This is a genomic window from Roseateles albus, from assembly GCF_028595345.1.
Lineage (GTDB): Bacteria > Pseudomonadota > Gammaproteobacteria > Burkholderiales > Burkholderiaceae_C > Paucibacter_A > Paucibacter_A albus.
On record NZ_JAQQXT010000007.1, the window covers coordinates 172,076 to 185,397 of the forward strand.

A 13,322-nucleotide genomic window follows, 5' to 3' on the forward strand; every position below is an offset into this window, starting at 1 on the left:
AAGCTGGCGCCGCGCCCTTGCGCCGGCCCAATTTCAGGCGCCCGGAACAGCTCGCCGAGTCGTCAAAATGCCAACCCTCGGCACCCATTGGCTAACGCCTTATTCAGTCGCCATAGCGACAGACCGAGCAGCTCCACCGGAGCCCACGAGACCCGCGGCCTGACAAAGCAGAAAGCCCGCCACGCCTGGCTTGCGGGCCGTTTTTGCGTTTGTCCGCAAATGTCAAACCGGTGGCCTAAACGGACATGGCGGCAAGCCCCGGGCCTGCCTAGTATTTGCGCCAACTCAGGTCTTTTCAAGCACCGCTGACCGTTGGCTTGCAGGCGCAAAGCCGGCTGCCCACCAGGCTTCAAAACCTGTCCAAACTACGCCCCGCCGGGAAATAGCAATGCCTCCAACAGGACTTGAACTGGTATCACTCCTTACAGATGGTTACCGCATCTATAGGGGTTTACAACCATACCTGTTGATCAATTGGTATCTACATTTAGGCCGCACAAGTGGTCGATTGTGAATTAATGCCACTTTCAGACCGACCCTGGTCGCAATCGCCGGGGCGGATGGACAAAGCCCCAAACGCCCGCATGAGGCGCTCGGAGGCCTCGTTGATCACGAGACATGGAGTTCTGAACATGATGCAAGAAAAAGCCAATGCGTTTTTGTCCTCGCCTCGCCGGGCGACCCTGCTGCTGGCGCTTGCGGCGGCTGCCGGGCCGGCCTTGGCCGTCGACTGCGCCGCGCTGCCGCCCTGGGCGGCCAGCACCGTTTACACCGGCGGCAAGCAGGTGCAAGACGCAGGCCAGGCCTATGCCGCCAACTGGTGGACGCAGGCGCAGCCGCCGGCCACCAACTCCGCATCTGGTGGAGTCTGGAAGCCGCTCGGCGCCTGCGATGCGGGGGGCGGCGGCGGGACAAGCGGCAACAAGGCGCCGATTGCCAATTTCAGCAGCACGACCGATCGCCTCAGCGTCGCTTTCGACGCTTCCGCCTCCAGCGATTCCGATGGCCAGGTCAGTAGCTGGCGCTGGGACTTTGGCGACGCCAGCAGCGCCGGCAGCGGCGCCAAGATCAGCCACGCTTACGCCAAGCCCGGCACCTATGCCGTTACTTTGACGGTCACCGACAACAAGGGCGCCACCGGCACCAAGGCGCAAAGCGTCAGTCTGGTCGCCGTGGTCAAGGACCCCATCACCGGCAAATACCTCTTGCGCCAGGCCGATGTGCTGGCGACCGAAGCCAATCTGACCAATACGCCCTTATTCGCCTCGGTCAAGGCCTCGATTGCCACCCGGCCCAATAGCGTCGTCACGGCCGTGGCACCGGGTGCCGCCACCAACCCGCCCAATGTCAAACGGGTTGAGCGCATCTTGCCTGCCAGCCAGTGGGAGTATCTGTTCCCGCTGCGCAACCCGAGCTACACCTATACCGGCCTGCTGCAGGCGATCGCCAAGTTCTCCGGCGTTTGCGCCGACTACAGCGATGGCCGCGACGCGGAAGCCATCTGCCGCAAAACCCTGGCCACGATGTTCGCGCACTTCACCCAGGAGACCGGCGCACATGATCGCAATAACACCATCCCTGAGTGGCGCCAGGCGCTCTACTTCGTGCGCGAAGCCGGCTGCAGCGAAGACAGCTATGGCTGCCCTTACAACAATGAATGCCTGCCCACGACTTGGCAGGGCCAGGTCTGGCCCTGCGGCAAAGACGCACAGGGCCGCTACAAGCAATACTTCGGGCGCGGCGCCAAGCAGCTGTCCTACAGCTTCAACTACGGGCCGTTCTCCGACGCGATGTTCGGCGATGTACGCGTCCTCTTGGACAAACCCGAGCAAGTGGCCGACAGCTGGCTGAACCTCGCCTCCGCCGTGTTCTTCTACGCCTACCCGGCCTCGCCCAAGCCCAGCATGCTGCATGTGGTGGACGGCAGCTGGAAGCCCAATGCGGTGGACCAAGCCGCAGGCATCAAGCCCGGTTTCGGCGCCACCACCAACGTCATCAACGGCGGCATCGAATGCGGCCAGGGCGCCGAGAAGCCACAGTCCGTCAACCGCATCGCCTACTACCGCCAGCATGCCGCCGCCTTGGGCGTGCCCATAGCCGCCACCGAAGAACTGGGCTGCGGCAACCAGAAACAGTTCGTGGTCGGCGGCGCCGGCGCACTCGATATCTACTGGGATCAAGACTGGGCCTATTACGCCGACATGCCCGAGGGCAAGTCCTTTGCCTGCAAATTGGTCGGCTACCAGACCGCCTACTCGGCCCTCAAGAGCGGCGACTACCAAAGCTGCGTGCTGAAGTACTTTGACGTCGTGATCAAGCCTTAGATCTCGGCACCCCCCACCAATCCCCTCCCCCCGGCCCGCGCGCCAAGCGCTGGGTCTGGCTTTGTGCACCCTGCTCCTTCTCAGAATCAAGGATTTCAACCATGAGACTCTCCCTCTCAATCAGCCTGGCGCTTGGCGCCATGGCCGCCGGCAACCCCGCGCTGGCCTACAACTGCACCGGCGTGGCCGAGTGGTCCAGCGCCACCGCCTACCTCAGCGGCGGCATCGTCCAGCAAAACAAACAGGCCTACCAAGCCAAATGGTGGACGCAGAACAATACGCCCGCTACCAACTCAGGCCAATGGGATGTCTGGAAGACACTCGGCGCCTGTGACGGCGTCGTCGTCAACCAGCCGCCGGTGGCGGCCTTCAGCAGCAGCGTCAGCGCGCTAACAGCCAGTGTCAACGGCGCAGGCTCCAGCGACCCGGACGGCAGCATCGCCAGCTATGCGTGGAACTTCGGCGACGGCTCTTCTGCCAGCGGCGTCAGCGCCAACCGCACTTACGCGGCGGCTGGCACCTACACGATTAGCTTGACGGTCACCGACAACAAGGGTGCCACCGCCAGCAAGACCGCCCAAGTCACCGTCAGCGCCACCTCCACCAACAAGCCGCCCAGCGTCGCGCTGACCGCGCCCGGCGCCAGCGCCACCCCGGCCGCCGGAGACGCCGTCACGCTCAGCGCCAATGCGGCCGATAGCGATGGCAGCGTCGCCAAGGTCGCTTTTTTCGTCAACGGCGCCTTGGTCGGCGAAGACAGCACGGCCCCCTATTCTTTAAGCTGGACGGCACGCGCCGGTGTCAACGACATCGTCGCCCGCGCCACCGATGACAAGGGCGCCAGCACAGACAGCGCCGCCGTGCGCGTCACCGTCAGCGGCCTGCCGCCGGCCGGCGACGAGCGCTGCCGCCCCGAGGGCCTGATCACCAGCCCCGGCACCGCGCCCGCCTATTGCAAGGTCTATGACAGCCAAGGCCGCGAGATCATGGGTAGCGACAAACCGCGCCGCATCATCGGCTACTTCACCAGCTGGCGCACCGGCAAGAACGGCCAGCCGGCCTATCTCGCCAGCCAAATCCCCTGGGCACAGCTGACCCATATCAACTACGCCTTTGCCCATATCGATGGTGCAAACAAGGTCTCGATCGGCAACGCCGCCGACCCGAACAACCCGGCCACCGGCATCAGCTGGCCCGGTGTAGCCGGCGCCGAGCTGGACCCGGCCCTGCCTTACAAAGGCCATTTCAACTTGCTGAACAAATACAAAAAGCTCTATCCACAGGTCAAGACCATGGTGTCTATCGGTGGCTGGGCTGAGACCGGCGGCTATTTTGACGACGCCGGCAAACGCGTCGCCAATGGCGGCTTCTACACCATGACGACCAATGCCGACGGCAGCGCCAACGTCGCCGGCATCAACACCTTTGCCGACTCGGCCGTCGCCTTCCTGCGCCAATACGGCTTCAACGGCGTGGACATCGACTACGAATACGCCACCAGCATGAAGGACGCCGGCAACCCGGATGACTTCGCGATCTCCAACGCCCGCCGCGCCACGCTGACCAAGAACTTTGCCGTGCTGATGCAAACGCTGCGCGCCAAGCTCGACGCCGCCGGCCAGGCCGACGCACGCCATTACCTGCTGACGGTGGCCGCGCCTTCTTCCGCCTATCTGCTGCGCGGCATGGAGAACTACCAGGTCACCCAGTACCTGGACTACGTCAACATCATGAGTTATGACCTGCACGGCGCCTGGAACCAGTTCGTCGGGCCGAACGCCGCGCTGTTTGACGACGGCAAGGACGCTGAACTGGCCGCCTGGAGCTACTACACCAGCGCCCAATACGCCAATATCGGCTACCTGAACACCGATTGGGCCTATCACTACTTCCGCGGCTCAATGCCGGCCGGCCGCATCAATATCGGCGTGCCTTACTACACCCGTGGCTTCAAGGATGTGGTGGGCGGCAGCAACGGTCTCTGGGGGCAAGCCGCGCAGGCCGACCAGACCAAATGCCCGGTCGGTACCGGCGGCGGCACGGTTCAGAAGTGCGGCGCCGGTGCCATCGGCATCGACAACCTCTGGCATGACCTGGATGTATCGAGCAAAGAAGTCCCGGCCGGGTCGAACCCGCTCTGGCACACGATGAATCTGGCCGCCGGCCGCCCAGGCAGCTACCTGGCCGCCTACGGCCTGAACCCGGCCACTAACCCGGCCGATCAGCTGACCGGCAGCTACGCCAGTTTCTTCGATGCCAAGCTGGTGGCGCCCTGGTTGTGGAACGCGCAAAAACGCGTCTTCCTCTCCACCGAGACCGAGCAAAGCCTGGCGCTCAAGGCGCAGTACGCGGCCGAGCGTGGCATTGGCGGCGTGATGTTCTGGGAGTTGGCCGGTGACTATGGTTGGGACGCTGCGCGTGGCGAGTACTTCATGGGCAACACCTTGACCAGCCTGCTCTACAACAAGTTCAAGACCGCGCCGGCCTATGGCAACCGCTTGACCAGCGCAGCCATGCCGACAGAAAGCCTGGACATCGCCTTCAGCATCGCCGGCTTCGCGCTCGGTGACGCTAATTACCCAATCAACCCCAAGCTGACGCTGACCAACAACAGCACGCAAACCCTGCCTGGCGGCACGGACTTCAGCTTTGATATCCCGACCGCCATTCCCGCCACGCTGACCGACCAGACCGGCTTTGGCCTCAAGGTCATTCAAAGCGGCGCCAACGCGGCCGGCAACAACATCGGCGGCCTCACGAACGAGTTCCACCGCGCCGCTTTCAAGCTGCCGACCTGGCAATCGCTGGCACCGGGCCAGAGCGTCACCATCGCGCTGAACTACTACCTGCCTATGCCGATGCCGAGCAACTGGATCGTCAGCTTTGGCGGCAAGTCCTACAGCCTCAAGCAAGAAGCGCGGCGTGCCGACCTCGCGCCACTAACAGCGACGGCAACCACCACCTCAGCCAAGCTGGCGCCAACAGCGCTGCGCAAGAACTGAGCCCTCACCTCGTCATTGACCAGCTACACAGGAGAACCCAATGAAATCACCTCAACGCAGCCTGCTCAGCCTCGCAGCTGTCATCGCGGCCGGTTTGGCCAGCCCCGTCGCTTACGCTTTTGACTGCAACGGTGTGCCGGAGTGGAGCGCCCAAGGCACGTACACCGCCGGCCAAAACGTGCAGCAATCCAAGCAAGCCTTCCAGGCCAAATGGTGGACGCAGAACAATTCGCCCGCGACCAATGCCGGCCAATGGGATGTCTGGAAGCCGCTGGGCGCCTGCGATGGCGTGCAGGTCGACACCACGCCGCCCACGGTGCCCGCCGGCCTGAGCGCCAGCGGTGCCACCACCAGCAGCATCACATTGAGCTGGAGCGCCTCGACCGACGCCGGCAGCGGCGTGGCCGGTTATGACGTGCTGCGCGGCGGCAGCGTGGTCGCCTCACCCACCGCCACCAGCCTGGTGGACAGCGGCCTGACGGCAGGCACCGCCTACAGCTATGCAGTGCGGGCACGCGACAAGGCCGGCAATGTGTCGGCCGCCAGCAGCGCCTTGCTAACGAGCACCGCCAGCGGCGCCTGCGCCTCGGCGCCGGCCGCACCGAGCGGCCTCACCTCACCCTCGCAGACCAGCGCCAGCGTCGCCCTGACTTGGGCGGCATCCGCCGCTGCGCCCAACTGCACGGTGCAATACCGTGTACAGCAAGCGGCGACACAAGTCGCCCAGACCAGCAGCACCAGCGCCACCGTCAACAGCCTCGCGGCCGACACCGCCTACAACTTCAGCGTCATCGCTTTCAACCAGGCCGGCGCCTCGCCCGCTTCACCGGTGCTCAGCGTGCGCACCGCCAAGGCGGATGTCAGCGGCGCCAAGAACGTGTTGGGCTATTTTGCGCAATGGGGTATTTACGACCGTAACTTCAATGTCAAAGACATTGACGCCGGCGGCGCCGCGGCAAGGCTAACCCATATCAATTACGCCTTCGGCAATGTGCGCAACAACCGCTGCGAGGTCGGCTTGACGGTGCCGGTCAACGAGAGCACCGGCGTCGGCGGCGACGCCTTTGCCGACTACACCAAGTCGATTCAAGCGGCGCAAAGCGTCGACGGCGTGGCCGATCTGTGGGACCAGAAGCTGCGCGGCAGCTGGGGGCAAATCAAGAAGCTCAAGGCCAAATACCCCAAGCTCAAGGTCTTGATCTCGCTGGGCGGCTGGACCTATTCGCGCGGCTTCTCCAGCGCGGCGCGGCCCGAGAACCGCGTGGCCTTCGTCAAATCCTGCGTCGACGCCTATATCAAGGGTGACTTGCCGGTCACCGATTACGCCGGCGGCCCGGGCGCGGCGGCCGGTGTGTTTGACGGCATCGACATCGACTGGGAATACCCGGTCGCCTGCGGCCTGAGCTGCGGCGCGCCCGAGGACAAAGCCAATTTCACCGCCTTGCTGGCCGAGTTCCGCAAGCAACTCGACGCCGCCAAGCCCGGCCTGCTCTTGACGATTGCCGCACCCGCCGGCATCGACAAGATCCGCGTGATGGACCCCGCAGCGTTCCATCCCTCGCTGGATTTCATCAATGTCATGACCTATGACTTCCACGGTGCGTTCGAGCCCACGACCGGCTTCCACTCGGCGCTCTATGCCTCGCCAGCCGACCCCTCGACCGGCGATGTGCGCCTCTACAACAGCAATGACGCCATCCAGGCCTTCCTGGACCGTGGCGTGCCGGCCAAAAAGCTCAATCTCGGCATCGGCTTCTACGGTCGCGGCTGGACCAATGTGCCCAATGTCGGCAACGGCCTCTACCAACCGGGCGTCGGCGCGCCGGGCAAGTACGAGAAAGGCATCGAGGACTACCGCATCCTCAAGACCCTGGGCTACCCGAGCTTTGTCGATGCGGCCTCGCGCGCGCAGTGGATCTATAACGGCACCACCTTCTGGAGCTTTGACACCCCGGTGCAAATCACCGAGAAGATGAACTACCTGAAGAGCAAGAACCTGGGCGGCGCCTTCTTCTGGGAGTTCAGCGGTGACGACGCCAACTCGACGCTGCTGAAGGCGATCAGCGACGGGCTGAAGTAAGCGCCTGGCCCGCAGCAGGGTGTGGCAGCAGATTTGCAGGCTGCCTACCCTGCTTGGCGGCCGCGATCGAACCTTGGCCGAGGGCCACTTCGGCGGCGCGCGTCAGATCAGACGCGCAGATGCGTGGGCATTCGCATTTGGCAATGCCGCTGACCAAGCTGGCATAGAGCGGCTGCGGCGCCAACTCATAGGCGCCGCTCAAGACCTGGCACAGCCGCTCCTGGATCACATGCACATTGGCGCGTTCGACGTTTTGCAGCACCACGCCAAAACGCCGCTCACCGATGCGGGCCACCACATCGGTGCCACGCACCCGGCTGCGCAGGCGTGCGCCCAGGACATCCAGCAAGCTCGCGGCCTGGGCCTGCTGCAGCACCGGCTGGCCCAGCGGCTCGCGCACTTCCACATCCATCAAGAGCACCGCCGGCCGGGTGCCGAAGCGTCGCGCCTGATTCAACTCACGACCGACCAGCTTGGCAAAGCCTTGCAAGCTGGGCAGCTGAATCATGGCGGGCAAGCCCGCCAGCTCGATTGCATGGCGCTCGTTGAACAACAAGGAAATATCGGCTGTCGCTTTGTTTTGCACGGGAATTTGGAGGTGTTGGCGCCAAAGATAACGGGCGGGGTGAGGATCACGAACGCTCGGCGACAGCCCATATGTTTGGCCTCCCTGTCATCAACAAACGTTCATGTCCTCTCTTCTTGAAACGGGATCTATCCGCCAAACCCGACATCGCTTTGAAAATATTTCGCAGCGCGCGTCGCAAGCTCACTCAGCCAGCCGCAAGGGACCCTCTGCAAAACCCCGGTGGGCCGCGGCGGTATCTTTGCGGGATGCTGGCCAAGGCGAGGCCCGCCGCCCAGACTCGTGTCTGGGTAAGGGTCGCAACGCCGGCCAGCGCCCGCAAAGACCCGCCCCGAAGGGTTTGCGAGAGAACAGGCCCTCTCGGTCGTTGCGGTGCTCGGCAGTCGTGCACAAAGCCCGACCTTCGCACCGCGCCTTCGAGCCGGCCTGTTCTCTCGCAAACGCGACCCACTGGGGATTTGCAGAGGGTCCCTAGAATGCGGGCTGCCGTATGGCTTGAAACCCGCCAATTCCCCAGAGTCAGATGAACGACATCACCGTTTTGCTACGCGCCGCGGGCCTTGGCGACGCCGCCGCAGCGGAAGCCGTGGTGGCCCTGCTTTATGCCGATTTGCAAAAGTTGGCGCACAGCCGCATGCGCCAATCCGGCCACCTGACCCTGCTGGACGCCACCGGCCTGGTGCACGAATCGTATTTGCGCCTCTATAGCAAGCTGCACAAAGCCGATGGCGAGCAGCAGCAACAAGACTTTCCCGACCGCAAGCATTTCCTCGCCTATGCCTCGCGGGTGATGCACAACATCGTCATCGACATGGTGCGGGCCCGCCAAGCCGCGCGCCATGGCGGCGAGTTCGAGCATGTGACACTGAACACAGCGGTGGCCGAGCTGCCGCCGCAGGGCGACGACGAGATTCTGCGTGTGCACGAGGCGCTGGCCGAGCTGGCGGAGATGGACCCGCGCCTGGCGCAGGTGGTGGAAATGCGTTACTTCGGCGGGCTGCTCGAGGCCGAGATCGCCCAGACCCTGGGCGTGACCGAGCGCACGGTGCAACGCGACTGGCAAAAGGCGCGGTTGTTTTTGTCGATGGCACTTAAAGCGTAGACAAGCCGGCATGAACGAAACGACGCGCCGCCATATCGATAAATCCCGCTGGCCGCTCTTGAGCCCGCTGCTGGACGAGTTGCTGGACCTGGCGCCCGAGCAGCGCCCGGCACGTTTGCAAGCACTGGAGGCCCAAGATCAGGAGCTGGCCGCCGACCTGCGCGAGCTGCTGTGGCGCCAGGAAGCGATGGACGCCGCCCAGTATCTGGCCACACCCGCGCTGCAGACGATGGAGAACCAGCAGCAGCAAAGCAAAGCCAGCAACAGCCCCGGCCAACAGCTCGGCGCCTACACGCTGGAGCGCGAGATCGCCCAGGGCGGCATGGGCACGGTCTGGCTGGCGCGCCGCACCGATGGGCGCTTTGACGGCCTGGCCGCGATCAAATTCCTCAAGGCCGGCTTGCTCGGCCGCGGCGACGCCAACCGCTTCGCCCGCGAGGGCCAGATTCTCGCCCGGCTGGCGCACCCGCATATTGCGCGCCTGCTGGACGCCGGCATCAGCGATATTGGCGAGCAGCCCTATCTGGTGCTGGAATATGTAGACGGCCTGCCGCTGGATCAGTACTGCGACAGCAAGGCACTGACGGCCCGCGAGCGGGTGTTCTTGTTCCAGGACGTGCTGGCAGCGGTGGCGCACGCGCACACCCGGCTGATCCTGCACCGCGACCTGAAACCGTCCAATATCCTGGTGACGGCTGCCGGCGAAGTGAAATTGCTGGACTTCGGCATTGCCAAGCTGCTACATGAAGAAGAAGGCAGTGCCTCGGCCGCCGCGACCGAACTGACGCGCCAGGCGGGCCGCGCCTACACCCCACGTTACGCCGCGCCCGAGCAGGTGCAGGGCTTTGATGTCAGCACCGCCACCGATGTCTACGCGCTGGGTGTGCTGCTGTACCTATTGCTGTGCGGCCAGCACCCGACGACGCCGGGCGAGGAAGAACACACCACGCCGCTGGAGCGCATGCGCACGTTGGTCGAGGTAGCGCCCAAAAAGCTGTCGGATCAGGTGCTTGATAAGGCCCTGGCCCGCGAGTTGCGTGGCGACTTGGACACCATCGTCGCCAAGGCGCTGAAAAAGATGCCCGCCGAGCGCTACACCAATGCCGCCGAGCTGGCCGAGGACCTGCGCCGCTGGCTCGGCGATGAACCGATTGCCGCGCGGCCGGACAGCCGCGCCTATGTCCTGGGCAAGTTCATACGCCGGCACCGGGCGGCGGTGGCGGCCGGCACGGCCGGCGTGCTGGCCCTGGCCGCGCTGACGACGCTCAGCGTCGCCCAGGCCTGGCGCGCCGAGCGGGCCGAAAAACTGGCGCTGCAGCGCAGCGCCGAAGCCGATGAGCTGCTCGGTTATATGCTCGGCGAGTTTGCCGACAAATTACGACCCATCGGCCGCATGGAGCTGCTCAATGATGTCGGCGCGAAAGCGCTGGCGCATTTGAAGCTCGCGAACGCGGTCGAGGCCACCGAGGCGGCCGGCCCCATCATGACCCCGAACAGCATCTTGCAGCGCGCCAAAGCGCTGACGGTGCTGGGCGAGGTCAGCGTCAACAAACGCGAGCTGGACGCCGCAGTCGAGCCGCTGCTGGCCGCCCGCAAGCTGCTGGCCGGCGCCAGCCCCGAGCCCGGCTTGGCCAATGACTGGCGCAAAGCGCAGGGCACGGCCGCGTTTTGGCTCGGTCATGTGTATTTCACCAAGCGGCAATTGGCGCCGGCCAAGCTGGCCTGGGAAGACTATCGCCTGGGCAGCGAGGCTTGGCTGCGGGATGCGCCGGGCCAGTTTGAGCCCTTGCGCGAGCTGGCGTACGCCCTGACCAATTTGGGCGTTCTGGCACTTGAGCGCGGTGAAATCAGCAGCGCGGTTGAGCAGCTTCAGAGTTCGCAAGCGCTGAAGCAACAGGCTGTAGTCCTGATGCCGCAGGACCTGTCTTTGCGAGGCGACATTGCCGAGGGCTTCAGTTGGTTAGGTTCGGCCTTGGTGATGCAGGGAGAATTCCTGGCCGGCAAGCTCAGCTTTGAAACCGGCCTCGAACAGATTGCCAAGGCTCGAACCTTGGCGCCGCATGACCTCGATTGGATCGAGCGCGAGGCGACGATGCGTCTTCATCTCGGCCGCGTTTTACTGCGCCTGAAAGACAGCCGGCTGGGCCTCACAACATTGCAGCAAGCGCAGGGCCAATTTCAGGACTTGTTGCAAACAGAGCCTGCACGGCGCACATGGCGACAGGCCTTGATTCGCACAAAGCTGACTCTGGCGGAGGCCTCTCCCGCAAACGCTGACGCTTCTCTGGCCAAGGCCTCTATCGAGCAATTGATCGCGATGGATCAGGGCACCGGCGCCGCGACCAGTTTGCGGCGCCTGCCGCTGCGCACCCAGGCCAGCCTTGCCTTGGCCAAGGACTTACAAGCAAAACATGAGAACGATGCAGCTCGGGAACTACTGACGAGCCTGCTGCCAAGCCTGGCCCAAGCGCTGAGCAAGCAACCCGACAATCTCCTCTTTCATATCGCCAATGCCAAACTTCGCCTGGATCTGGCAGCGCTGGCCAAGCAGCACGGGGACGAGGCAGCGGCACATGCGCAATGCGTCACGCTAATTGACGAACTACAAGGACAGCGCCGGCTTTTGCAGCTTCATTACGAGATCACCGAGGTCTGGGTTCAAGCACATTCCTGCCTGGGTCGCAAGGAGGCCGTGCAAGCGCAGCAGGATTGGTTGCGCAGCAAGCTCGGCACCTGAAGGCCCAACCTTCTACCTATCGAGCACAACACAGACCTCCAACGAGGAAGGGATACCGCACACCATGGCCAGCACCACTTATTACGTCAAAGCCTCACTCGACGCGGCGCAAAAATTTGCCGTCTGCCAATACTTCAAGAACGCGGACGGCACCGACCCGGTGCCCGATGGCGAGGCCTTGACCATTTCCAAGACCGCACCCAGCTGCACCGTCAACCTGATCCAGTCGCCCGAACTACTGCTGATCGGCGTGGTCTACAAGACCTTGGGCAATGAGCCGGTTTTGACCGCCGGCAATTTTCAGCCCGCCAGCAATGACAACAGCGTCGAAGTCCGGATGCCGACCGACAAGATCGTCAGCAAGGGCGTGGTGCTGATGTTCTCCAACAGCGGCGGCGCGGTCGAAAGCCTGTACCCCAGCGATGATCCCGTCATAAAGAACACCGAGGAGTAATGCTCAAGACACCGTATCTATATCTGAGATCCGGTGCAAGGCCATCTCTCAAGACCGCCTCTTCCCCCCCGGCACCACCAGAACCTCGCCGCTGAGCACCCGCTCAATGCTCTCGGACCAGGCGCGGGCAATCTTGAGGCAGCCGCTGTGGTTGAGGTGAATCTCGTTGTGCCAGTCGCCGCTGCTGCCGCTGGTGCCGGCCGTCGCCGGGGCCAAGGGCACGGCGGTCGAGTCGAACACATGTAGCCCCGGGAATTGCTCCTTGTCGGCCGCCATGCTTTTCAGCAGCAGCGCCAGGTGGAACACCATCAAACGGCTGACCGCCGCCCAGTCGGCGCTCGGCAAGGCGCAAGCCTTCAGTGCCGGATACAGCCAAGGGCCGGACGCGCCCAACTCCGAGTTGGCATTGGCTTCGGCGCCGGCTGGCCGGGGCATGGGCACCGCATAGCAATGCATGAAGACCGGCTTGCCGCTTGAGGGCCCCTGGTCGCGCAGCGTCAGCAGATGGCGCACATTGGTGCGCAGGTACTCGCTATAGGTGGCCCAGCCGGGCTCGGAGAAGTAACGCGCTACGCCGGCGGACGGCGGGCCCCACTCGGTCTGGCGGCGCAGCAGACGCAGATGCAGCGGCACGTCGGCGCCGTCGGGCGTGTGGGCCGGGGTTTGCGCGGCAGATATCAGGTCATTGCCGCCGACCGAGAGCAGCACGCCGTCCCACACGGGGGCATCCGCGGCACTCAACAAGCGCACAAAGTCGGGTGCCGATTCCAGGTCCACCATATGGCTGAGCGCCTCGCCGGAGCCGGCGCAGTTGACCGCGCAGGTGGGCTGCTTGAAGTACATCTCCTGCAGCAGATTGGCGTGCGCATCAAGTTTGGCGGTGGCGGTGGAAAACCAGGAGTCGCCTTGCGCCAGCAAACGCCAGCGGTAAGCAGCCAGGTCGGGCGCCGAGGCGGAGGACGTGTTGAGGTCCTTCGGGGTAAAGCAGGCCAAATGATCCAAGAGAAGGCACTCCAGTGTTCAGCGTTGCGAAAAGA

At 64.1% G+C, this 13,322-nt stretch carries 8 protein-coding genes; 6 read left to right on the forward strand and 2 right to left on the reverse strand.

The annotated features are described in order from the left end of the window. Window positions 1-632 precede the first annotated feature (632 nt). The 3 genes from PRZ03_RS12995 (at window position 633) to PRZ03_RS13005 (ending at window position 7,406) form a co-directional block, all read left to right on the forward strand. Complete coding sequence (locus PRZ03_RS12995; protein ID WP_273600684.1) at window positions 633-2,324, forward strand: glycoside hydrolase family 19 protein; 1,692 nt, start codon at window positions 633-635, stop codon at window positions 2,322-2,324. A gap of 101 nt (window positions 2,325-2,425) precedes the next feature. Next, window positions 2,426-5,326 carry a chitinase C-terminal domain-containing protein gene (locus tag PRZ03_RS13000; RefSeq protein WP_273600685.1) on the forward strand — a complete coding sequence of 967 codons (2,901 nt, stop codon included), beginning with the start codon at window positions 2,426-2,428 and terminating at the stop codon, window positions 5,324-5,326. Window positions 5,327-5,366: 40 nt separating this feature from the next. Next, complete coding sequence (locus PRZ03_RS13005; RefSeq protein WP_273600686.1) at window positions 5,367-7,406, forward strand: glycosyl hydrolase family 18 protein; 2,040 nt, start codon at window positions 5,367-5,369, stop codon at window positions 7,404-7,406. On the opposite strand, the gene PRZ03_RS13010 is transcribed toward PRZ03_RS13005, so the two are convergent. Continuing rightward, window positions 7,387-7,992 (reverse strand): diguanylate cyclase domain-containing protein, encoded by a 606-nt coding sequence (locus PRZ03_RS13010; protein WP_273600687.1) that lies wholly within the window; start codon window positions 7,990-7,992, stop codon window positions 7,387-7,389. The two genes, PRZ03_RS13005 and PRZ03_RS13010, sit on opposite strands and share 20 nt — an antisense overlap. Before the next feature lie 523 nt (window positions 7,993-8,515). Here PRZ03_RS13010 and PRZ03_RS13015 point away from each other — a divergent pair. From PRZ03_RS13015 to PRZ03_RS13025, 3 genes are all read left to right on the forward strand, one after another. Further along, window positions 8,516-9,094: an ECF-type sigma factor gene (locus PRZ03_RS13015; protein ID WP_273600688.1), complete on the forward strand. Its 579-nt coding sequence runs from the start codon at window positions 8,516-8,518 to the stop codon at window positions 9,092-9,094. A 10-nt stretch (window positions 9,095-9,104) separates the two neighbouring features. Then, window positions 9,105-11,831 carry a serine/threonine-protein kinase gene (locus PRZ03_RS13020; protein ID WP_273600689.1) on the forward strand — a complete coding sequence of 909 codons (2,727 nt, stop codon included), beginning with the start codon at window positions 9,105-9,107 and terminating at the stop codon, window positions 11,829-11,831. A 64-nt stretch (window positions 11,832-11,895) separates the two neighbouring features. Next, on the forward strand, window positions 11,896-12,285 hold the full coding sequence (locus PRZ03_RS13025; RefSeq protein ID WP_263555578.1) for a hypothetical protein: 390 nt from the start codon (window positions 11,896-11,898) through the stop codon (window positions 12,283-12,285). 48 nt (window positions 12,286-12,333) lie between these two features. Here PRZ03_RS13025 and PRZ03_RS13030 read toward each other — a convergent pair whose 3' ends face one another. After that, on the reverse strand, window positions 12,334-13,287 hold the full coding sequence (locus tag PRZ03_RS13030; RefSeq protein ID WP_273600690.1) for a hypothetical protein: 954 nt from the start codon (window positions 13,285-13,287) through the stop codon (window positions 12,334-12,336). Between the last annotated feature and the right edge of the window lie 35 nt (window positions 13,288-13,322).

Coding starts and splice junctions, on each gene's coding strand:
- PRZ03_RS12995 (WP_273600684.1), top strand. CDS start 633: ATGATGCAAGAAAAAGCCAATGCGTTTTTGTCCTCGCCTCGCCGGGCG.
- PRZ03_RS13000 (WP_273600685.1), top strand. CDS start 2,426: ATGAGACTCTCCCTCTCAATCAGCCTGGCGCTTGGCGCCATGGCCGCC.
- PRZ03_RS13005 (WP_273600686.1), top strand. CDS start 5,367: ATGAAATCACCTCAACGCAGCCTGCTCAGCCTCGCAGCTGTCATCGCG.
- PRZ03_RS13015 (WP_273600688.1), top strand. CDS start 8,516: ATGAACGACATCACCGTTTTGCTACGCGCCGCGGGCCTTGGCGACGCC.
- PRZ03_RS13020 (WP_273600689.1), top strand. CDS start 9,105: ATGAACGAAACGACGCGCCGCCATATCGATAAATCCCGCTGGCCGCTC.
- PRZ03_RS13025 (WP_263555578.1), top strand. CDS start 11,896: ATGGCCAGCACCACTTATTACGTCAAAGCCTCACTCGACGCGGCGCAA.